Origin of the sequence: Aestuariimicrobium sp. p3-SID1156, assembly GCF_025144225.1 — a bacterium.
Classification (GTDB): Bacteria; Actinomycetota; Actinomycetes; order Propionibacteriales; family Propionibacteriaceae; genus Aestuariimicrobium.
The window spans coordinates 398,587-420,007 of record NZ_JALXXB010000002.1 but is presented as its reverse complement, the minus strand read 5'-3'; the positions used below and the strand labels follow the sequence as shown (position 1 = coordinate 420,007).

General features: G+C 66.7%; 21 protein-coding genes and 1 tRNA gene. 5 read left to right on the top strand and 17 right to left on the bottom strand.

Going from position 1 to position 21,421, the window contains the following annotated elements; translation table 11 throughout:
- Window positions 1-24 precede the first annotated feature (24 nt).
- Window positions 25-537 (top strand): transcription elongation factor GreA, encoded by a 513-nt coding sequence (gene greA, locus M3G03_RS04695; RefSeq protein ID WP_259808472.1) that lies wholly within the window; start codon window positions 25-27, stop codon window positions 535-537.
- A 79-nt stretch (window positions 538-616) separates the two neighbouring features.
- Here greA and M3G03_RS04690 read toward each other — a convergent pair whose 3' ends face one another.
- The gene (locus tag M3G03_RS04690; RefSeq protein WP_259808471.1) at window positions 617-1,573 is read right to left on the bottom strand and encodes a hypothetical protein; all 957 of its coding nucleotides are present in this window, start codon (window positions 1,571-1,573) and stop codon (window positions 617-619) included.
- Window positions 1,574-1,654: 81 nt separating this feature from the next.
- On the opposite strand from M3G03_RS04690, the gene M3G03_RS04685 reads away from it, so the two are divergent.
- Window positions 1,655-2,347, top strand: a complete 693-nt coding sequence (locus tag M3G03_RS04685) for a uracil-DNA glycosylase (RefSeq protein ID WP_259808470.1) — start codon at window positions 1,655-1,657, stop codon at window positions 2,345-2,347.
- On the opposite strand, the gene M3G03_RS04680 is transcribed toward M3G03_RS04685, so the two are convergent.
- Window positions 2,292-2,822 carry a GtrA family protein gene (locus M3G03_RS04680; RefSeq protein WP_259808469.1) on the bottom strand — a complete coding sequence of 177 codons (531 nt, stop codon included), beginning with the start codon at window positions 2,820-2,822 and terminating at the stop codon, window positions 2,292-2,294. The genes M3G03_RS04685 and M3G03_RS04680 overlap by 56 nt on opposite strands.
- A 72-nt stretch (window positions 2,823-2,894) precedes the next feature.
- Here M3G03_RS04680 and msrA point away from each other — a divergent pair, with 72 nt between their 5' ends.
- Entirely contained in the window at window positions 2,895-3,545 is a 651-nt protein-coding gene (gene msrA, locus M3G03_RS04675) for a peptide-methionine (S)-S-oxide reductase MsrA (RefSeq protein ID WP_259808468.1), read from the top strand.
- A gap of 377 nt (window positions 3,546-3,922) precedes the next feature.
- Window positions 3,923-4,903, top strand: coding sequence for a hypothetical protein (locus M3G03_RS04670; RefSeq protein WP_259808466.1), 981 nt, complete (start codon window positions 3,923-3,925; stop codon window positions 4,901-4,903).
- On the opposite strand, the gene M3G03_RS04665 is transcribed toward M3G03_RS04670, so the two are convergent.
- A complete protein-coding gene (locus tag M3G03_RS04665; protein ID WP_259808465.1) occupies window positions 4,904-5,761 on the bottom strand; it encodes a neutral zinc metallopeptidase in 858 nt (285 codons plus the stop codon).
- Between the two features lie 141 nt (window positions 5,762-5,902).
- Between M3G03_RS04665 and M3G03_RS04660 the strand changes: the two genes are divergently transcribed.
- On the top strand, window positions 5,903-6,598 hold the full coding sequence (locus tag M3G03_RS04660; protein WP_311197474.1) for an NUDIX hydrolase: 696 nt from the start codon (window positions 5,903-5,905) through the stop codon (window positions 6,596-6,598).
- A gap of 103 nt (window positions 6,599-6,701) precedes the next feature.
- Here the strand turns inward: M3G03_RS04660 and M3G03_RS04655 are convergent, their stop codons facing one another.
- The 14 genes from M3G03_RS04655 to eno all read right to left on the bottom strand — a co-directional run bounded on the left by M3G03_RS04655 (window position 6,702) and on the right by eno (window position 21,375).
- Complete coding sequence (locus M3G03_RS04655) at window positions 6,702-7,595, bottom strand: Bax inhibitor-1/YccA family protein (RefSeq protein WP_259808464.1); 894 nt, start codon at window positions 7,593-7,595, stop codon at window positions 6,702-6,704.
- Between the two features lie 143 nt (window positions 7,596-7,738).
- Complete coding sequence (locus M3G03_RS04650) at window positions 7,739-10,126, bottom strand: glycoside hydrolase family 2 protein (protein ID WP_259808463.1); 2,388 nt, start codon at window positions 10,124-10,126, stop codon at window positions 7,739-7,741.
- Between the two features lie 31 nt (window positions 10,127-10,157).
- Window positions 10,158-11,771 carry an extracellular solute-binding protein gene (locus M3G03_RS04645; RefSeq protein ID WP_259808462.1) on the bottom strand — a complete coding sequence of 538 codons (1,614 nt, stop codon included), beginning with the start codon at window positions 11,769-11,771 and terminating at the stop codon, window positions 10,158-10,160.
- Window positions 11,772-11,796: 25 nt separating this feature from the next.
- The gene (locus M3G03_RS04640; RefSeq protein ID WP_259808461.1) at window positions 11,797-12,708 is read right to left on the bottom strand and encodes a carbohydrate ABC transporter permease; all 912 of its coding nucleotides are present in this window, start codon (window positions 12,706-12,708) and stop codon (window positions 11,797-11,799) included.
- Window positions 12,705-13,652, bottom strand: a complete 948-nt coding sequence (locus M3G03_RS04635; RefSeq protein WP_259808459.1) for a sugar ABC transporter permease — start codon at window positions 13,650-13,652, stop codon at window positions 12,705-12,707. The genes M3G03_RS04640 and M3G03_RS04635 overlap by 4 nt, the downstream gene beginning before the upstream one ends.
- An 18-nt stretch (window positions 13,653-13,670) precedes the next feature.
- Window positions 13,671-14,519, bottom strand: a complete 849-nt coding sequence (locus tag M3G03_RS04630) for a sugar phosphate isomerase/epimerase (RefSeq protein ID WP_259808457.1) — start codon at window positions 14,517-14,519, stop codon at window positions 13,671-13,673.
- 37 nt (window positions 14,520-14,556) lie between these two features.
- The gene (locus M3G03_RS04625) at window positions 14,557-15,735 is read right to left on the bottom strand and encodes a Gfo/Idh/MocA family protein (protein ID WP_259808455.1); all 1,179 of its coding nucleotides are present in this window, start codon (window positions 15,733-15,735) and stop codon (window positions 14,557-14,559) included.
- The gene (locus tag M3G03_RS04620; protein WP_259808453.1) at window positions 15,732-16,745 is read right to left on the bottom strand and encodes a Gfo/Idh/MocA family protein; all 1,014 of its coding nucleotides are present in this window, start codon (window positions 16,743-16,745) and stop codon (window positions 15,732-15,734) included. The genes M3G03_RS04625 and M3G03_RS04620 overlap by 4 nt, the downstream gene beginning before the upstream one ends.
- Window positions 16,742-17,569 (bottom strand): sugar phosphate isomerase/epimerase, encoded by an 828-nt coding sequence (locus M3G03_RS04615; protein ID WP_259808451.1) that lies wholly within the window; start codon window positions 17,567-17,569, stop codon window positions 16,742-16,744. Before M3G03_RS04615 ends, M3G03_RS04620 begins: the two co-directional genes overlap by 4 nt.
- 117 nt (window positions 17,570-17,686) lie before the next feature.
- Window positions 17,687-17,760 (bottom strand) — tRNA-Leu (locus tag M3G03_RS04610).
- A gap of 26 nt (window positions 17,761-17,786) precedes the next feature.
- Window positions 17,787-18,719, bottom strand: coding sequence for a Ppx/GppA phosphatase family protein (locus tag M3G03_RS04605; RefSeq protein WP_259808449.1), 933 nt, complete (start codon window positions 18,717-18,719; stop codon window positions 17,787-17,789).
- Window positions 18,716-19,240 carry a DUF501 domain-containing protein gene (locus M3G03_RS04600; RefSeq protein WP_259808447.1) on the bottom strand — a complete coding sequence of 175 codons (525 nt, stop codon included), beginning with the start codon at window positions 19,238-19,240 and terminating at the stop codon, window positions 18,716-18,718. The genes M3G03_RS04605 and M3G03_RS04600 overlap by 4 nt, the downstream gene beginning before the upstream one ends.
- Before the next feature lie 15 nt (window positions 19,241-19,255).
- Window positions 19,256-19,993 (bottom strand): septum formation initiator family protein, encoded by a 738-nt coding sequence (locus tag M3G03_RS04595; RefSeq protein ID WP_259808445.1) that lies wholly within the window; start codon window positions 19,991-19,993, stop codon window positions 19,256-19,258.
- Window positions 19,994-20,094: 101 nt separating this feature from the next.
- Window positions 20,095-21,375, bottom strand: coding sequence for a phosphopyruvate hydratase (gene eno / locus M3G03_RS04590; protein ID WP_259808443.1), 1,281 nt, complete (start codon window positions 21,373-21,375; stop codon window positions 20,095-20,097).
- Window positions 21,376-21,421 lie beyond the last annotated feature (46 nt).

The following is a 21,421-nucleotide window of genomic DNA, read 5'->3' as shown; positions in this document are numbered from 1 at the left end:
CGCCGAACCGGATAGAATTGCGGAATGTCTGCAAATACCGCATCCGTTGTCTGGCTGACCCAGGAGGCGTACGACAAGCTCACCAACGAGCTGGAGTACCTCAAGGGTGAGGGCCGGACCGAAATCAGCGCCAAGATCGCCTCTGCCCGTGAGGAGGGCGACCTGAGCGAGAACGGCGGCTACCACGCCGCCCGTGAGGAACAGGGCCAGATGGAGGCCCGTATCCGCCAGCTCGAGGACATGCTGCGTCGCGCCGAGGTGGGCGAGGCCCCCACGAGCGGCGATGAGGTCGTCCCGGGCACCATGGTCACCGTCGCCTACTTCGGCGACGAGGACGACACCGACACCTTCCTGCTCGGTAGCCGAGAGGTGATGGGGTTGGACGACTCCGTCGAGGACATCCAGGTCTACTCGCCGCAATCCCCGCTCGGGTCGGCGATCGTCGGCAAGAGGGTCGGCGAGGACGCCGACTACGTCGCCCCAACCGGCAAGACCATCAGCGTCACCATCGTGAAGGTGGAACCCTTCTCCGGCTAGCGCCACTCCTGCAGACCGTGCCAGCGCCCGCCATCACTGAGGATGACGGGCGCTGGCATTTGTCCTGCGGTTGCGCAGGTCAGGCGGTGGCGTCCTTGATGATGGCCTGACCCATCACGACCCCGACGTCCAGTCGCGCCGAGCCATTGCCGGCGACGTACTCATCGAGCGGTCCGGCCTCCCCCGGCCAGACCACGCGCCCCAAGCGGGCCTCACCACGAACGGTCACATTCGACTCAGCGCCCAGCTCGATGGTCAGCGACCCCGATTCAACGCGGATCCGGGAGCGGCCGCGGTTGATGCTGCCGGTGACATGGGCCGGGCCGGTCTGCACCAGGGCATCCTCGACCTCGGTGACGCCCTCGAGGGTGGCACCACCCACCGTCACGCGGACCCGACCCAGAACTGGCACGTCTGTCACGGTCAGCGCCCCGCCGGTGACCTCCACGTCCACGGGGATCGCTGGGTTCACCCGGATCAGCAACTCCTTGCCCAGACCGAGGGTGCGCAGGTCGTCCAGGCTGCGCGGCGGCTTGAGGATGCTGAAACCCTTCAGTGAGGGGCCGATCTCGCCGTCACTGGCGACCTCGAGGGTCTTGCCGGTGCGACGCAGCACGTGGGGTCCGTCGGCGGTCACCGTCGCGGTGGCCCTGTCGCCGATGATCCGTACCCGGCGTCCGACAGCACGAACGACCACGCGGTCGACGCCGCGGGTGCCCTGGGGTCGCGGCTGCTCCTCAGCGGGTTCCTCGACAATCTCGGCCTCGACGACGGTCTCCTGATCCGAATCGGCATGTCGCGGTTCCTCGGGAACCTCCTCAGCCTCGGGCTCCGGATCACGCCGGAAGGATTCACGAGTGTGGGTGGCGAACTGGGCGCGTCCCCCCTCGAATTCGGGTGTGGACTGCTCAGCCTGTTCGGCGGTGTCCGTGCCCCCGCTGGAGTCGGACTTCAGGGCATCGATGCGTCGCGCAGCCTCTGCGGCGTCGATGCGGCCGGCGGCGAGGTCTTCCAGGATGGACATCTGATCGCTCATGGCTCCATCGTATGGAGCCGCCGGGGCCTGGAGGTGACGGTCAGGGTGATCTCAGGGAGACTCGTGCGCCAGACTGGTGCGGTGAGCACCCCCAGACCCCTGAACGAGTTGATCGCCCCCGACTGGGCCGAGGCGCTCTCCCCTGTGGAACCGACCATTCACGCCCTGGGTGACTTCCTCCGCACCGAAATTGCCGAGGGACGCGGCTACCTCCCCGCGGGGCCGAATGTCCTGCGCGTCTTCAGCCGACCGCTGGCGGACGTCAGGGTACTGATCGTGGGCCAGGACCCCTACCCCACGCCCGGTCACGCGGTGGGGCTGTCCTTCTCCGTGGATGCCGGGGTCCATCCGTTGCCCCGCAGCCTCGTGAACATCTTTGCCGAGCTCGACTCCGACCTCGGGATCGCCCCGAGTGCCCATGGCGACCTCAGCCACTGGTTCGGTCAGGGCGTCCTGCTGCTCAACAGGGTGCTGACCGTGCGGCCGGGAGCCGCCGGAAGCCATCGCGGCAAGGGGTGGGAACGGGTGACCCAGCTGGCGATCGAGGCGCTCGTCGAGCGCGGGGGCCCGCTGGTCGCCATCCTGTGGGGCCGTGACGCACAGTCGCTGACGCCGATGCTGGGCGGGGTCCCCATCATTGCCAGTGCACACCCCTCGCCGCTGTCGGCACGGACAGGGTTCTTCGGCTCACGCCCGTTCAGCCGGGCCAATGAGGAGCTCAGGCGGCAGAACGCTGCTCCCATTGACTGGGCTCTTCCGCCGGCTGGGGACTGACCGACGCCGAGCGGTGTCCCCGGAACACCCACAAGCGCGCCAGGGTGTAGATGTAGATGCCCTCGACGCAGGCTGCCGTCACGCGCGCGATCGGGTACCAGACCCCGAGCCACTCCAGCAGGGAGGAGAAGGCGAGGATCCAGATCAGGTAGTTGCTGACAATGACCACCAGGTACTTGCCCGACTGGCTGGCCGTGTCGCCGTGCGCCCGGAAGTTCAGCAGCTTGTTCAGGAAGAAGGCGAGCACGCTGGCGAGACCGAAGCTGCCGCTGACGGCGAGCGGATAGGGCAGGCGCAGGACTCCATGGCTGATCCACAACAGGATCAGGTCCACCCCGAAGGTGAACAGGTTGATGATGGCGAACCCGATGAACGTGGCCGGGATTCGCGAGAGAATACCGGGTAGCAGTCCATGCAGCCGGTCAACGAACGCCGCGAAGGACCGAGCAGCCGGTCCGCTGGCGTCCTTGGTCACAGGTGCATTATTGCTGAAAGGGACACATGAATCTTCGTCTGTCCCCGAACCCTCGGCTGAAAGGTGCACACCATGTGGCGCAACCTGACTGACAAGACCTCGATGGTCTCCCCCGACAAGGCGCTGCCGGGACGCAGCGAGCCGGTCCTGGGCCATCCGACCTACCATCGCGTCTTCGGTGACCCGCTGGACCGGGAGTTCGAGGGCACTGAAGTCGCCTACTTCGCCATGGGCTGCTTCTGGGGTGCAGAGCGCATCTTCTGGGAGTTGGACGGTGTGAAGGCGACTGCCGCCGGCTACATGGGCGGGTTCACCCCCAACCCCACCTATGAAGAGGTGTGCACCGGCAAGACCGGCCACACCGAGACCGTGCGCATCGTCTTCGATCCCGACACGATCAGCTACGCCGAGCTGGTGAGGGTGTTCTTCGAGAACCACGACCCCACTCAGGCGATGCGCCAGGGCAATGACGTGGGCACCCAGTACCGCTCGGCCATCTTCACCACCACCCCCGAGCAGGCCGCCATCGCCGGCGCCGCCGTCGTGGAGCTGCAGCCCCGCTTCACCGAGAAGGGCTTCGGCCCCATCACCACCGAGGTCGGGACGGCTGGTGAGTGGTACTGGGCCGAGGACTACCACCAGCAGTACCTGGACCGCGTCCCCAATGGCTACTGCAACCACGGGCCCAACGGCGTGAGCTGCCAGGTCGGCGTCCTGGGCTGAGGCAGTCCCGCTGGCTGCGAGGGCTGCTGCCCGCCCATCGCTGCGACGGTGACCTGCGTGGGCGCTCACCGACGAGGACTTCGACGATGACGGTGCCGGGGACGACGAGGAGCACTGAGCCGGACACAGGAGAACCCGCAGGTTGCCCAGTGGGGCAGCCAGGCGGGACGAGAGCCTGACCCTGCGGGTTCCGGTGATCTGAGTGGATTCCGCCTCAGCGGCAGACCACCTCACATGTCCCACTGTCGTACGTCACTGTGTGGACCACCCCCTTTCCTGTGTACTGCCACGCTAGGACGCCCGCGGGCGGTGCGCAACGCATTTTCCGCGTTCGATCCCCGACGCGGTGTGGTCCGGGACGCGCGTAGGATTCTGCCGTGCCCCTGCCTCGTCGACGCCTCCTGAGTCTGGCGGCCATGTCCCTGGGCATGGCCTCCTGTGGGAAGGGCGAGGGGCCGGTTCTGAGCGTGAGCCCGTCCAGCTCGCCCACCACGAGCACGGTGCCGGTGGTGTCCCCCACTCCCAGCGCGAGCAGCAGCGCAGAGGCCGACCTGACCAGACCGGGCGAGGCGCGCAAGGTCGTCGATGCCCTCGTGGCCTGGGCACGCCTGCCGGTCATCAAACTCGACATCACCCGGACCACTGCCACGCTGAGCTGCCTCGACGCGCAGAAAAAGGTGGCTGCCTGGCGTTGGGAATCGGGGGGAATCACGAAGGTTGCCTCCGACATCGAGTACATCCAGCAGGCCAGCTTCGACCCCAAGGACTTCGACCTGCAGGACGTCGGGGCGCTCTTCCGTGCTGCTGCTGAGGTGTCGGGTAGCTCCTCGGGGCAGGAACTGCAGATTGTGGAGCAGACCCCCGGTTCCATCCAGATGGTGGTCACGACGCGCCCGGAATCCGAAGCCGTCTTCTTCCGGCCTGACGGATCCCTGGTGCGAAGGCTTGATCTGCACACCCGCCCGGGGCTCGAGGAGGGCCTCAAGGACGCCGTGGCCGGGCGCACCCAGCTCACCCGCGTCGAACTGGCCCGTGACCTGATCTATGCAGAGTCGGCGGACCCCAAGAACAGCAGTGCCACGCTGCGTATCACGCGTCCGGAGAAGGTGCCCGCCTACCGCACCTCGCGGGCCGAGGCGCCCACGATGGCCTCCTTCAGCCCCACCGACATCCCTCTGGACGTCCTCGTGAGCCACATGGAATCGCTGCCGGCACGCCTCGAGCAACCCGAGGGGACAGCGGTGACCTGGGTCATCGACTGTCGCGACGGACGACCGCTGCCCACGGTGAGGTTCACCGTGGGCAGCAGGACCATCGTGACCGACCTGAGCGGCCGGGACATCACCACCGAGGTGTGATCACTGCCCGAGCTCGTCGGTGCTGAAGGTGTCGCAGGTGTTCGGGTCGCCCGAGTTGAAGCCCTTCGCCAGCCAGTACTTGCGCATCTTGGACGAGCCGTGGGTCCAACCGTCGGGGTGGACGCCGCCACCGGACTGCTGCTGGATGTGGTCATCGCCCACAGCCCGGGCGGCATCGACGATGCGGTTCAGATCGTCCTGGGTGATGTTCTCGATGATGTCATCGGGGTTCTGGGCCGCCCACTTGAACCAGACACCGGCGTAGCAGTCGGCCTGCAGTTCCACACGGACGCCATTGGAGGTCGGTCCGGTCTTGCCGTCCTGGGACTTGGCCAGGACGCCGGTCAGGTTCTGGATGTGGTGGCCGAACTCGTGGCCGACGATATAGGCCTCGGCCGCAGAACTGGACTCGGTGCCCAGTTGCTGCAGCAGCTGCCCGACGAAGCGGGTGTCGACGTAGATCTTCTGGTCACCCGGGCAGTAGAAGGGCCCGACCTGGGAGCTTGCCGTGCCGCAGGCGGTCTGGACGCTGCCGCTGAAGGTGCGCATGGTGGGCTTCTGGTAACCGTTGACGGTCTGGCTCCAGTACTGGTTCAACGAGGTCATGTAGGCGGGCCAACGGCACTCGGGGTCGCGCTCGACGTCCGCGCCGGTCCTGCACTGGGTCTGCTGGGCGCCCGGGCCCTGCGCGCCGCCACCCCCACCCAGGACGTCGGCGGGATTGAAGCCGAGCAGGGCAGCGATGATGGCGATGATGACGCCACCGATGCCGCCAACGGCCAGACCGCCGCCACGGCCGCCACCGCCTCCGCTGATGACGGAGCCGGAGTCGATTCCGGCATCGCTCTTGAAATCCATGGGAGCCCCTTCGATCGAGCTGGTGAGTCCACTGTAGGGGAAGTCGCGAGGTGGCCATGGGCTCTGGGGCGAGGATGACTGTTCGTCAGGAGCGGACAGGTGCTCGGCGACATCCCCTCACCGAGATGAGATGATGAACCGATGCAGATCATCGGCGTGGCCAGTCCTGGGTCCAAGGAGCTCGCCCGCGTCGACATTGCCCACGGGCAGCACCCGAAGCTGGCCTTCTGGCGCCAGGGGTGGGTGATCCAGAGCCTGCTCAGCGCCCAGATGGTGGAGGGCGAGGTCGTGCTGACGGCACGAGTCGCCCCCAGGACGCCGCGGTCGCGCCCCCCGCGGATGAAATATCGCGGGGCCGACCCGCAGTTGCGTATCGAGCCCGGCGAGACTCCCGTGCGCAACCAACGCATCGCCGCCTACGCACTGGTGCGATCGGTCCGTGGCCTGCTGGGGACAGAGTGCTCGGATCGAACCGCCGTGCCCGGGTTGTGGCAGCTGCCTGGCGGCGGGCTGGACCCCGCCGAGAGCCCCGCAGAAGCCGTCGTGCGGGAGGTCTTCGAGGAGGCTGGCCAGGAGATTCGGATCAACCGGCTGCTTGACCTCCAGTCAGACCACTGGATCGGACGCGCGCCCAATGGTGTCCTGGAGGACTTCCACGCCCTGCGCATCTTCTACTCCGCGACCTGCGAAAACCCCACCGACCCGGTCGTCATCGACGTGGATGGCACCACCGAGCGCTCCGCCTGGGTGCCGCTGTGGCAGTGGCGTTCCCTGCCCTGGACCTCGGGTTCTCGGTCGATCCTGGACAAGTACGGCTCCAGCATCCCCGCGCACTGACAATCGGCCGCGCGGTGATGGCAGGGGGCAGGGTCCGAGGCGCACTGGGCCGGAGACAACAGTGCCCCCACCGAAGCAGGGGCACTGTGACATCAGGAGAAGGTCAGTCGCGGAACCAGCTCATGATGCGCAGGATCTCGGTGTAGAGCCACACCATGGTGACCGCGACGCCCAGGGCTGCCACCCAGCTCTGCGAGGCAGGAGCACGGTTGGCGACTCCCCGCTCGATCATGTCGAAGTCGGTGACCAGGTTCAGCACGGCCAGAACGGCACCCAGAAGAGCCACGCCCAGGACGATGAGGGAGTTGCCGCCCATCGAGCGCAGGCCCAGGTCAATACCGAAGAGGGCGCACACGAAATTGATCAGCATCGCCACGGCGAAACCGGCAGTGGCCAGGAAGACCACCTTCTGGAACTTCGGGGTGACACGGATGTTGAAGAAGCGGTAGGCCGCCAAGGTAACACCCGCGGTCGCGAAGGTGGCCATCACGGCCTGGACCACGATGCCGGGGTAGACGCTCTCGAAGAACTTCGAGAACATGCCGATGAAGACACCCTCGATCAGCGCATAGGCCAGCACGCCGACTGGCGAGGCAGTGCGGCGCATGGTGACGACCAGGACGGTGACGAAGCCGACCAGTGCCGACAGGATCATCGCGGGCCCCATGAGGGCATCGGGAATGAGCGCCCAGCTCAGTCCGGCGACGATCGCGATCGCACCCAGGACCAGGGCGCTCTTGGCGATGACGTCATCAAAGGTCATGACTCCCTGGGGAGCCTGCGGCTGGCCGTACCCATACTGCTGCGGCTGGCCATAGCCGTAGCCCTGGGGCTGGCCGTAGCCCTGCTGGCCATAGCCCTGCTGGGGGAAGCCCTGCTGGCCGTACCCCTGCTGGGGGAAGCCCTGCTGGCCGTACCCCTGCTGGGGGTATCCATAGCCCTGGCTCGGTGCAGGGCGATTGAACTGCTCGATTCGACCGAGGACAGGATTGCCCATGGTGCAAATACCTCCTGGAGAAGTGGCGCCACCAGCCCGGCACGGACTGTGCGGATGTCAGGCGACGCTGTCAATGGTAACCAACGACGTGGCCGGTCCAGATGTTCCGCCGCCGCCGTGATTCGGGGTGGAATCAGGGTGCCTCAGTCCGAGGTTACCAACTCGTTCGCCGTCCGGATCGCCTTCCTCACCACATCAACCGAGTCAGGGACCTTGACCAGCACCCAGCGATGCACCTCTCCGGGCAGCAGGGAGACCAGCTGGTCGCCGGTCACCTCGCACCCGACTTCATCGGCCGCGAGCCACACCTCCTGCAGGACGGCCTGTGCGGTGAGCTCCACTGTGTCTCCGTCCAGCCGCACGTCGTACTGGGCCGGGGCGGCATGGTCCGTGCGGTTTGCCGCTGCCCAGCAATGGGCGATCGGGGCGTCACCCACGTCGATCCTGAGAAATTCCCCCGGTGAGGAGAACTGCAGGTCGTCACCGCGGGGCACACGCACGACCTGGCCGGCTGGAACCGACGCCTGGATCTGCTCTCGGGCCAGCTCGGTCCCATCTGAGGCATAGCGGATCAGCTCCCCACTGGCCTCCCAGGGAGTGGTCGTGTGGTTGGACAGGCTGACCCACGGGCCCTCGGGCTCGGGCACGCTCGCCGTCCTGGACGAGAACGCCTGCTGGAGGGAGTAGTAGGCGGGTTTGCGCCAGCCGTTGCTGTCGACCACTGCCCACGACAGCACCGGCCAGCAGTCGTTGAGCTGCCAGATGATGGCCCCGCGGCACTCGTCAAGGCTGCGGAACCAGTCGATCGCCACCCGCAATGCCCTGGCCTGGACCAGCTGTGCCGCCCAGTGCCACGACTTCATGTCGGTCTGGAGCCCGAAGTCCCTCACAATGCCACGCTGCAACTTCAACTGCCCCGCGCCGGCCTTCTGGTGGATGAGGAGCTGTGGCGACTCAGGTGTCAGCGGGTCGTCCTCCAGTGTCTCGGTGAGGGTGGTCCATGCCGGCGGCGCCTGCCAGCCGAACTCGGCAGCGAAGCGGGGGCGGTGGGTGCGGTAGTCCTCATAGGGACGTGAGTTCCACACGTCCCACACGTGCATCGTGCCTTGCGCGGGGTCGTTGGGCATGTCATCGGCGCGGGGGCTGAACGGGGAGTTGGGGATGTAGGCGAGCTGGGGCACCAGCTCCGAGGCGAGGCTCGGAATGATGTCGCGCCAATAGCCCAGGCCCCAACTGTGGCGGAAGTCGTGCCCGTCCTGGAAGCCGCGCTCGGCCCCGATGGATTCGCACTCATTGCCGCCGCACAGCAGCGCCAGGCTGGGGTGATGGTGCAGGCGAACCAGGTTGTCCCGGACCTCGGCCTCCACCTCCGAGCGCAGCGGCTCCTCCTCGGAGTAGAAGGCGCAGGCGAACAGGGCATCCTGCCACACCAGCAGCCCGAGCTCGTCGCAGACCCGGTAGAAGGTGTCGGACTCCCATGTTCCACCACCCCAGACCCGGATGAGATTGCACCCCAGGTCGACGGCGCCAGCCAGCTGCCGCCGGATGGCCTGTTCGTCCACGCGGTGCGGGAAGGGATCATCGGGGATCCAGTTCATCCCGCGTACCCACACCGGCTCGTCGTTGACCTGCAGATGGAAGCCATGCCCCAGCTCGTCGGGAGCCTGGACGGCCCGGACCTCGCGGAAACCAATGCGCCGCACTGCACGGCTCGGGCGTCCCCGCCGGGTTGCCTCGATGGTCACGGTGTACAGCGGCTGGTCGCCGAACCCCCGGGGCCACCACAGCTGCGCGCCGTGCACGGGCACATCCAGATGTCGACCCTGGCCTGCGGACTGGAACTCGACGCCGGGCCCGGTCAGGTGCACGCTCCAGTCGTCGACATCCTCAGCCAGTTCGACCCGGAGGGCCCAGGAGTCGTCCTGCCGCCGCGTGGACACCATGGTGCCCTCCAGGTTCGGCCCGGTGTCGACCTCGACCCAGGCCGGGCGCCAGAGGCCGGAGGTGACAGTGTCCGGGCCCCAGTCCCAGCCGAAGCTGCAGGCCATCTTGCGCACTGCGTTGTAGGGGTGGTCGTTCACATGCGGACGCATCCCTTGGTCCAGGGCACGCCGGTTGGTCTCGCTGAGTGGAGCATCGAACTCAACCCGCACGCGGTTGCGCCCCTGCTGGACAGCATCGGAGATGTTGAGCCGATGGCGTCGGTGCATGTTCTCCACCCGCGCCACCTCGGCATGGTTCACGTGAACGCGCGCGAAGGTGTCGACGCCGTCGAGGCACAGCGTCACCGAGCTGTCACCCACCCCATCAGATTCGAGGTCGAACTCGGCCTCCATCGACCAGTCGACCAGCCCGACCCAGCGTTGGTCGAGTTCGTGGTCTGCCAGCAGTGGGTCCTCCAGCAGCCCCGCACCCATGAGGTCGGTGTGGATGCTGCCCGGTGCTGCTGCCGGGAAGGGTTGGGTTGCCCCGGAGGGCGCGGGCCCCGAACGGGCCCACGCCTTCCACTCGGTCAGCGCGATGACGCTCAACAGATGCTCCTTGTATTGTGTGCTGTCCTGCTCAGCCGCGACCGGCGTCCGTGTAGGCCTGCGCGAGTTCGTCAGCCATCTTCTGCCCGTAGTCCTTCCACCACTTGTCGGCGATGGGGCGGTACTCGGAGACCTTCTTGCGCCCCTGGACGATGTCGCCCTCAAGGGCACCGAACGTCTTGCTCGCCTCGTCCCACTTCTTTTCCACCGTCTTGGAAGGCAGGTAGACGGCGTCGTTGCGGTAGGCGTCAGGCACCAGCTTGCGAATGGACGCGTCCAGCTTGCGGGCGGAATCCTCGTGACCCGGCAGGTAGTTGGCGATGCGCGCGTCCGCGATGTACTTCACGCCCAGCTGGCTGTTGGCACCACCGGTCTGGGTGGGGACGGGGTCGGAGCCCTTGAGGGTGTAGTCGCTGCCCTCCTTCCCGTACTTGACGTCCAGGTACTCCTTGGTACCGAAGGGTGCAGCCAGGTAGTTGGCCACCTTCAACAGGGTCTCGACGCGGTCGCCAGCCTTCTTGTTGATGGCCGAGCGACCGAAGGAGGGGAAGCTCATCCACATGTGGCCCTTGCCGTTGCCGTCGAAGGCAGGGATTTGACACACGTCGATGTCGAACCCCTTCGGGGCGTCGCTCCAGTACTGGGACCAGGCGCTGAAGGAGTCGGGGTTGAAATAGGCCTTGCCGGTGCTGAACCACACCTTGGTGTTGGGGGCGGAGAAGGCGTCAGGATGCATCAGCCCGGCCTGGGCCCACTTGCGCTGGGCCTCAATGGCCTCCTCCATCTCGGGGGCGGTCCACCAGCTCTGCATCGTCTTCCCGTCCCACTTCCAGAAGTTGGGGATGCCCAGCATGTTCTTGATGTACTGGCCGGGCACCATCGTGGACGCCCAGCGTCCGCCCTTGGGGTCGTTGATCTGCTTGGCCAGGTCGAAGAACTCCTGGAAGTTGCCCCAGTCAGCCTTCACACCCTTGTCGGCGAGCAGGTCATCGCGCCGGTAGACCACGCCGGAGGACATCGCGCCACGCGGGCTGGGAATGCCGTAAAGGCGCCCGCCGAAGCGGCCTGCCTCCCAGCACTCGCTGGGGATGGCGGCCAGGTTGGGGTACTGGGAGATCTTGTCCCCGGAGATGTGGTCGGACAGGTCGAGGCAGGTGGCCTGCACCATGCCGGCCATGTCGGGGACCTCGCCGATGAAGAACATGTCGGGCAGCTGTCCGCCGGCCACCGTGGTGGAGAACTTCGAGGCGTACTCCCCTGCCGGGATCTGCTGGATCTTCAGCTCCGAGCCGATCTTCTCGTTCAAGTTCGCCCAAGCGGTGTTCTTCGGCGGCTGGGCGGTGACCGGGGCGAAGGTCTGGGTCAGGATGCTGACCGGCTTGCCGTCGCCGGCCTTCTCCTTCACCGACACCGTGGGCTCGGCCGGATACTTGAAGAAGGTGTCGGGGATGTCCTTGTCGCCGGCAATGTCGGGTTTGGGGCCCTCGGGGGCCTTGAACGCCGGCGCAGCCACATTCTTGCCGTCAGCGCCCTTGCCGGTGTCACCCCCGTCCTTGCTGCCGCAGCCGGCGACCAACGGGACGCCGAGCGCGACGGCGGCAACACTGCCGGTCTGAATCAGGCTTCGACGAGTCAACTCGCTCATGATTGTTCTCCTTGGAGGGGTTGGGTCAGCCCTTCACCGCACCGGTCAGCATGCCGGTGGTGAAGTGCTTCTGGAGGAAGGGGTAGACGAACAGGATGGGAGCGACGGCGATCAGCAGCATCGCCATTTGCAGGGCGGGCTGGGGCGGCAATGCATCCACCCCGGCGCCGAGGTCACCGCCGGAGAGCTGGGCATTGTCCAGCACGTAGGTGCGCATCACCAGAGTCAGCGGCCACTTGCCCTGGTCGGACAGGTAGATCAGGGCCCCGAAGAAGGCATTCCAGTAGCCCACCGCGTAGAACAGGCCGATCACCGCCAGCACCGGCTTGGACAGCGGCAGCACCATCTTCGTGAAGATCGACCAGTCGGTGGCCCCGTCGATGCGCGCCGACTCGAACAACTCGGCCGGGATGTTCATGAAGAAGGCGCGCAGCACGATGATGTTGAAGGCGCTCACCAGGCCGGGCAGGATCAGTGACCAGTACGAATCCAGCAACCCGACCTGCTTGACGGTCAGGTAGAGCGGGATCAGGCCGGGACTGAACAGCAGGCTGAACAGCACCACCATCAGGATCGGCCGGTGGCCGAAGCTTCCCGGGCGGCTCAGCCCGTAGGCCATCATCGCGCTCACGCTCAGGGACAGGATGGTGCCGACAGTGGTGATCCCGATGCTCACGATCAGAGCCCGGGTGACGACACCCCCTGAGAGCACGGACCGGTAGGCGTCCAGATTGAAGCCATCGGGCCACAGCACGAAGCCGCCGGCCTGATTGAGGTGACGCGCGCTGGACAGCGACGTGGAGATGATGCCGAGGAAGGGCACCACCACCGCCAGACAGCACAGGAGCAGGATGACGCCAGTGAGGAAGGCTTCAGCGGGGCCCGGGGCCTGCTGGCCATTCTCCAGCCGCTTGCGCTGGGATGGACGAGCGCTCATGACTTGTAGACCCCCTGTTCACCGAAGATGTGGGCCACCTTGTTGGCTGCCAACACCAGGATCGTGCCGATCAACCCCTTCACCAGGCCCACTGCTGTGGCCTCGCCCCAGGCGTTTCCGGTGATGCCGTGGTTGTAGACGTAGGTGTCGATGACCTCACTGGCGTCCATGCCCACCGCTCGTTGCTGCAGGATGATCTGCTCGAAGCCCACGCTGAGCGAATCGCCCAGGCGCAGGATCAACAGCAGGATGATGATCCCCCGGAGACCCGGGAGCGTGACATGCCATAGCTGTCGCCAGCGGGAGGCGCCGTCAACCTGACTGGCCTCGTACAGAGTGGAATCGATACCGGCCAGCGCAGCGAGGAAGAGGATCGTCGCCCAGCCGGTGTCCTTCCACATCACCTGGCTGGTCAACAGCCCCACGAACAGGTCCGGGTTGCCGATGATGTTGAGCGTCTCGTGGCCGTTCTGGCGCAGCCAGGTGTTGATCAGGCCACCGCCGCCCAGCACCTGCTGGAAGATGGCGACCACCACCACCCAGGACAGGAAGTGCGGGAGGTACAGGACGCTCTGGATGATCCGCTTGATCTTGGTGGACATGACCGAGTTCAGCAGGAGGGCCAGCAGGATGGGTGCCGGGAAGACCAGCACGGTCTGGACCAGGGTCAACACCAGGGTGTTTTTGACGGCATTGAGGAATTCTGGGTCCCCATTGGTCATCAGCTGGAAGTTCTCCCAGCCCACCCAGTCGGAGTCAGCGATGCCGATGTAGGGCTTGTAGTCCTTCCACGCGATCACATTTCCGGCGAGTGCCGCGTAATGGAAGATGAGCAGGACAAGCAGGCCGGGCAGGCACATCAACAGCAGTGTCCTGTCCCGACTGAGCCGCCGCAGCAGGCTTTGCCTGCGGGGTTTCGCGCCGGTGACGGCAGGTGCGGACATCCCATCTCCTCTCTGAGATCAGTAGCCAATCGTCCGGAGGTACTCCCTGGAGTCCTTGATGCAGTCGAAGGGATCGCGGCCGTAGGTCTCATCCTGCTCGATGAAGAACCAGTCCGCTCCTGCCGCCTTCGCCGCCGGCAGGAGTTCGGGCCAGTTCATGTTCCCGGCCCCCACCTCTGAGAATCGCACAAGATTGTTGAACTCGATGGCAAACTCGCGGTGTTTTCCCTGAGAAGGCAATTCAGCCATCTCAGGCGTCAGCGGCACCACACGGAAGTCCTTGAGGTGCACCAATTTACAAACGCCGTGATAGTTCTTGAGCATGTCGAGGGGATTCATTCCACCACGCATGACCCAGTGCAGGTCGACCTCGAAACCGAGGCTGGGGGCGACGCGGCGGACGATGTCGAAGATCCTCTCCCCCTCGAGCTGGGCCAGGTCCACGTGATGGTTGTGATAGCAGAGGGTGATGCCGTGCGGTGCGAGTTCCTGGGCCTTCGCCTGGCACTTGCGGGCGAACTCCTCGCAGGCGTCCTTGCTCGTCATGGCCGCCACCGGCATCATGCCGATGCGGACGTACCGGCAGTCGAGACGCTGGCAGTCCTCCACGATCTTGGCAAAGTCGGTGACCAGGTTGTCGCAGCTGGCGGTTGCGATCGGTTCGATCGCCACCGAGAGGGCACCCACTGCCAGTCCCAGTTCCCTGGTCCCCCGCTCCAGCGCGGCCACATTCGTCTCATCGGTGGGGATCTGGCTGACCTCGACCCCTTCCAGGTCGAGGTCGTGGAGCCGCTGCAGCACGGGCCACATCCCCTCCTCGGCCACAGCCTCCTTGACCATCATCATCTGAACGCCGAGTTTGGGCATCCTCATCTCCTCTGCAGCAGACATCAGCGGATCCGTTTCAGGCGCGTTCCGGCCAGGGGCCGCCCTCAGCCCGGATCCGGTCGTTGAGTTCCCGGAGATAGAGCTCCTCGGGGAAATCGTCCAGGGGGACCTCCTGACCGGTCCAGCTGGACAGGTGGATGGCATTGGCCAGGCGCACGCCATGGATGCCATCGGCCCCGTCCGCGAGCAAGGGCTCCTCCCCGCGCACGGCGGCGGCGAAGTTCCGCAGCACTTCCACATGCTGCTGCCCCCACACCGACTCGTACTCCTGCGTCTGGATGGAGAGCACTCCCGTCGGGTCGAAGTCGCCGGAGAAGATGCCGCGCACCTGCTCCGGGCCGAGGGAGCGACTGTAGGAACGCTCGTCCTGCGCCATCCGGGTGATCGTCACCTTGCGGGATCCCTCCACCACGACCTTCCCGGCGTCCAGGAGGATCTCGAGCCGATCGGTGCCGGCCAGGTCGTGGGTGGCGGTGATGAAACTGCCGGTCACGCCCTCGCCGAAGTCCAGCAGCGCGTTCACCTCGTCCTCGACGGCGATGTCGCGGGCGAATCCGTAGGCGCACTTCGCGAAGACGCTGCGCGGAACTCCACACAGCCACTGCAGGAGGTCGAGCTGGTGGGGGGCCTGGTTGACCAGGACGCCGCCGCCCTCCCCACCCCAGGTGGCGCGCCACTCTGACTGGTCGTAGTAGCCCTGGGGGCGCCACCACGTGGTGATGACCCAGTAGACGTGGCGCAGTCTGCCCAACTCACCGGACTCGATGAGCTGCTTCAGGTCGCGGTACAGCTGGTTGGCCCGCTGGTTGAAGAAGACCGCGAAGGTCAGGTCAGGCCTGGTGCTCGCATGGTCGATGAGCTGCTGGGCCTGGCGGGTGTAGACCCCGAGTGGCTTCTCGGCCAAGACGTGGAGGCCGCGGTCGAGCGCCAAGATGCCCATCTCGGGGTGGAGGTAGTGCGGCAGGGTCGTGACCACTGCGTCGACCGTGCCCGATTCCATCATCGCCACGGCATCCTCGAAGACGGGGACGCCGAACTGTTCTGCCTCGGCCCTCTTCGATTCATCGATGTCACAGGCGGCGCCGATCACCATGCCGGGCACGCGGCCCGCAGCGAGGAATCGTGCGTAGCTGGCGCCCTCGGCGCCGAAGCCGATGATTCCCAGCCGCACAGCGGTCTGATCGTGGCTGGTCATGCTGTTTCCCCCTGGTGTGGTCGTCCGCGGTCTGCGTCGGCATAGAGGGCCATCACCATGCGCAATGAGACCAGGGCCTCTTCTGGCCCCAGCCAGAAGCGCTCCGGTGAGCCGATGCTCTGGTGGAAGTCCTGGATGAGCAGCTGGTGGGACATCCCCCAGTACGTACGCCCGCTGGTGCGGACACGGCGTTCCGGAACGCGCCGGGGGGTGCCACTGCCGGTGTTCAGTTCGAGCCCGTCGCGGATGACACCGGTGCCCTCGGATCCGTAGACCTCGATTTCGACCAGCCGGTAGGTCTCATTGGTCAGCGACCCGGCGAAGGTGCTGGTGACACCCCCCGGATGGCGGAACCACGCCGAAGCGGTGTCCTCCACATCGATCCGGTCCCGGTACCTGAGAGTGGCGATGGTGCCGGCCACCTGGTCGGGCTCGCCCAACAGCCAGGCCATCGCGTCGAGGGTGTGGATCGCCTGGTTGATGAGCAGTCCCCCACCGGAGGCGCTCCTGCGACCTCGCCAGGGCCTGTCGTCGTAGTAGTCGGGGGTGCGCGCCCAGATCACGCTGCCGTAGGCGCCGTTCACTGCGCCCAGCTCCCCGGCGTCCAGGGCCTGCTTGAGAGCCTGGATCGGGGCGTTGTACCTGTTCTGGAAGCAGACCCCGCACTGGGCGTCGCTGGCGGCGGCCGCCGCCGCGATCCGTTCTCCGTCGGCCAGGGTGTGGGCGAGGGGCTTCTCCTGGAGCACGTGGATGCCGCGCTCGAGCAGATCACAGACGACGTCGGCGTGCTGGTGGTGCGGTGTGGTGACGTGGACGACGGTGGGCGAGGTCCTGGCGATGAGCTCCTCATGGGAGGCGAAGACCGGCGTCCCTGGAAGGAGATGGGCGGCACGCTCGCGGCCGGCGGGATCGGTGTCTGCAATACCGACGATGGGGATGTTCAGGGCAGCCAGAGCCTCGGCGTGGACCACGGCCACGTCGCCGCATCCCACAATCGCCGCTGTCGTCATCGGAAGGCAATCCCCTGGTCCTGGAGGACGCTGACCAGCGCTTCATGGGCACGAGCCCATAGGTCGGGGCCGGTCATGGCGCCGAACTCGGTGTACTCACCCAGGTGCGGCTCGAGGGAGAAGAATCCATCGAATCCACTGCGGTGCAGCTCGTCCAGGAGTTCGGGGACGCGGCCATCCCCCTCGCCCACGGGCACCACTCGCGGTGTGCCGGCCACGGCGTCCTTCATGTGCATGTAGACCACGTGCGGTCTCAGGACCGGGAGCGCGTCAGCCAACGGATCGACGCCGCACTGGACGAAGTTGGCCGGGTCGATGATGACCTTCAGGTTCGGGGAGGCGATCGTTTGCACCAGGTCGAGGCAGCGTGCGGGGACGTCCCCGTAGATGTCCTTCTCGTTCTCGTGCAGCAGGGTCACCCCGGCCTCGGTGGCGACCTCGACCAGCGCCTTCATACGGCGCATGACCTCGTCGCGGTAGTCGGCAGGGTCCTTCCCCGCAGGGATGAAGAAGCTGAACATGCGGATGTACCCGGTGCCGAAGAAGTGCGCCACCCCCGCAGCGTGGCGCATCGCGTCCAGATGGGGCTCGAAGTCGTCCTCGATGCCGATCTTCCCGATGGGAGATCCGATGGCGCTCACGCTGATGCCGTACTCGTCGAGCAGGCGCTTGGCTTCGTCCCTCTGCGCAGCGTCCAGTTTCAGGATGTTCGTTCCCCACGCGGAGCGGAACTCCAGATGGGTGACCCCCAGTGCGTTGAGAAGATCGAGTTGTTCGACGAAATCATCGGCGATCTCATCGGCGAACCCCGTGAGCGTCCACATGTCCGGCCTCCCGTCGCACCATCGCGTTGTCCAGGGGACGTCGGTCGTCACCACTGCCATATCAGTCTAGGGGGGGTCAACTGGAGGGGTCTGTGTTGCCACATGTTGCATTCGCTGTGCCCCCGACGGGATTCGAACCCGTACTGAAGCGGGTTTAAGCCGCCTGCCTCTGCCAGTTGGGCCACGAGGGCGTGGGATCCAGCCTAGTGGGAGGCCCCTACTGCTTCTCGGCCAGCATCTCCAGGGCGATGCCGTCGAGGATGTCGGACTCGCTCACCGTCAATGGGACCCGCACGCGCTTCATGACCTCGCCCAGGATCAGCGCGCCGGCGGAGATGATCTCGGCGCGCTGCGGCTGCATGGAAGGGATCTCCCGCAGCGAGGCCACCGACCGCGACAGCCACTCGGCCGCCACGTCCTCCACGCGTTCCACGCCGAGTACGGACAGGTGCACCTTCGAGCGCTCGTAGACCGGAAGGCCCAGTTCGGCCGCTGCCATCGACGTCACGGTGCCCGCGACACCGACGAAGGTGGCGATCCCCTCCAACGGGACGCGACAGTGGTCGAGCAGGTGGTTGACTCGTTCACAGGCCTCAGCCACCTGCGGCGCGGTCGGCGGATCGTCGTGCAGGAATCGCTCCCGGAGGCGAACAGCACCCATGGTGAGGCTTTCGGCCTCCTCGATGTTTCCACCGGTGCCGCGGATGAGTTCGGTGGACCCTCCGCCGATGTCCATCACCAGCACCGGGTCGGGGGCCTGGGGGAGCCCCGCCACGGCACCGGTGAAGCTCAGCCGCGCCTCCTCGGCACCGGTGATGACGTCGGGGCGAACGCCGAAACGCTGCTCCACCCCGGCGAAGAACTCCTCGGAGTTGGCGGCATCGCGGGCAGCCGAGGTGGCGACGAAACGGACCTGCTGCACTCCCCCGGTCTCGGCAATGAGGGCGGCATAGTCGTCGCAGGCCGCGAAGGTGCGGGCGAGGGCATCGGGGTGGAATTCACCGGCCGCATCCACTCCCTGCCCCAGGCGCACGATGGTGGTGCGGCGCAGGACCTCGACGGGGCGCCGGTCAGCCCCCGGTTCGGCGACCAGCAGTCGGATGGAGTTGGTCCCGCAGTCGATGGCCGCGACCCGTCCGGTACTGCTCATTCGCCGTCCTCCAGGCAGGGACGCTGCCAGAATTCGCCCAGTGTCGCCACCGCCTCGTCACCCAGCGGGTTCACGCCCGGCCCCTTGGCCAGCGAATGGCCCACGAGCACATGCAGGCACTTGACGCGGGTCGGCATCCCACCGGCGGAGATGCCCTCGATCTCGGGCACTTCGCCGAGCCTGGCCCGATCGGCCAGGTAGGACTCGTGCGCAGAACGGTACTGGGCAGCCAGTTCGGCGTCCTCGGTGAGACGCTGGCTCATCTCGGCCATCAGCCCGCTCGCCTCGAGCGTCGACACCGCGGAGGTGGCGCGCGGGCAGGTCAGGTAGTACGTGGTCGGGAACGGCGTCCCCTGGGGGAGCCTGGGCTCGGTGGCGACGACTCCGGGCTTGCCACAGGGGCAGCGCCAGGCGATGCCGGCGACACCGCGCGGCGCGCGGCCCAGCTGCTCGGCGATGGCCTTTTCGTCGGCCTCGGTCATGGGTTCCAGGCTGGGCAGAGCTGCGCCATCGTGGGTCATGTCATCTGTCACGGTTCACCGGGTGGAGGTCGGTTGCGGGGTGGTCTTGGAGGGTGGGGCGTACCTGACCGTCTTCTGCGCTGTGGGCGACTGGCTGGCGGTCGGGGCGGCGGGGACCGGATTGTCGGCGGTCTTGAGGGAACCGATCAGCCGTTCCCACCAGGTCACAGGATGCTTGCCCTTCTCGTCGGTGGTTGCCGGGTCCAGCTCGGCGCCCCCGCCCAGTGGCTTGCCGTCGGCGCCGATGACCTTGTAGCCGACCTCGCCGGGGACCACCCAGCCGAGCCGGCTACGCGCCTGCGCCTTGACGTAGTTGGGGTCCTCCCAGCGCGTCTTCTCGTCCTGGAGCTCCTGGATCTGTCGCCTTTCCGACTCGATCTGGGCGCGGGTCTCGGCCATCTCCTGTTGTTGGGAGAAGTACACGCGCAGGCTGTTCAGGTAGCTCAGCAGCAGGATGAAGAGCACGGCCAGCACCGCCACCGCCCGCCAGGTGACGCCGAGACTGCGGCGCGCGCGGGGCGCGGCGTGGGCACCGCGCCGGCTGCGTCCGGTTGTCCCGGTCCGTTCCCTGGTCGCCGGGTGCTGGGACGCCATGGGCTCGGCGGCCTGCTTCTTCGTGTTCGAGGCGCTCGATCGCGAGCGGGAACGGTCGGCAGCTCGCGACCCTGCGCGTGAACGCGGGGTGTCGCCCGGGCGCCGGGCGCCGGAGCGGGTTCCGGAGCCAGGCTTGCGACTGCTGCCTTGGGGACTCACGCGGCCAGTGTAGTGCGGTCTCCGGGAACGGAAGCGGAACGGCCCCGCCCCCAGCGTGGGGGTCGGGGCCGATCGAAGCGGGAACGCTCAGGTTTCCCAGCTCAGGCCTTGAAACGGGGGAAGGCCGACGCGCCGGCGTACTGGGCGGCTTCGTCCAGGTCCTGCTCGATGCGCAGGAGCTGGTTGTACTTGGCCACACGGTCGGTACGAGCGGGGGCACCGGACTTGATCTGGCCGCAGTTCAGGGCGACAGCCAGGTCGGCGATGGTGGTGTCCTCGGTCTCACCCGAACGGTGCGACATCATGGTCGAGAAGCCGTTGCGGTGGGCCAGGTTGACAGCGTCGATGGTCTCGGTGAGCGAACCGATCTGGTTCACCTTGACCAGCAGGGCATTGGCGGCCTTCTCGTCGATGCCGCGCTGCAGGCGGGTCACGTTGGTCACGAACAGGTCGTCACCCACGAGCTGGACGCGGTCGCCGAGCTGGGCGGCCATCTTCTTCCAGCCCTCCCAGTCCTCCTCGTTCAGGGGGTCCTCGATGGAGACCAGCGGGTAGTTGTCCACCAGCTCGGTGTAGTAGGCGATCATGTCGTCGGCCGACTTGTTGGCGCCCTCGAAGGCATAGGTGCCGTCCTCGTTGTGGAACTCGGAGGCAGCAACGTCCAGGGCGAGGGCAACCTGGGAGCCGGGCTCGTAGCCGGCAGCCTTGATGGCCTCCACGATCAGGTCCAGGGCGGCGCGGTTGGACTCCAGGTTGGGGGCGAAGCCGCCCTCGTCACCCAGGCCGGTGGCCAGTCCCTTGTCGTGGAGGACCTTCTTGAGGGCGTGGTAGACGGTGGCACCCATCTCGACGGCCTCGGCGAAGCTCTCGGCACCGATGGGGGCGATCATGAACTCCTGGATGTCAACGTTGGAGTCGGCATGCGAGCCACCGTTGAGGATGTTCATCATCGGAACCGGCAGCATGTTGGCGGTCGGGCCACCGATGTAGCGGTAGAGGGGCAGGCCGGCGGACTCGGCGGCGGCGTGGGCAACGGCCATGGAGACGCCCAGGATGGCGTTGGCGCCCAGCTTGCCCTTGTTGTCCGAGCCGTCCAGCTCGATCATGATCTGGTCGATGAGGCGCTGCTCCGATGCGTCCTCGCCCAGCACCTCGTCAGCGATGGCCTCGACGTTCTCGACGGCCTTGGTCACACCCTTGCCACCCCAGTGCGACTTGTCGCCGTCGCGCAGCTCAACAGCCTCGAACTGGCCGGTGGACGCGCCCGAGGGCACCGCGGCGCGGCCCTGCGCGCCGTCCTCCAGCTCGACCTCGACCTCGACGGTCGGGTTGCCACGGGAGTCAAGGATCTGGCGGGCGGCGATGTAATCGATGGTTGCCATGTTCAACCTTTCTTGGACTGTGTTGTCACCGCCAGCCTAACGGGTG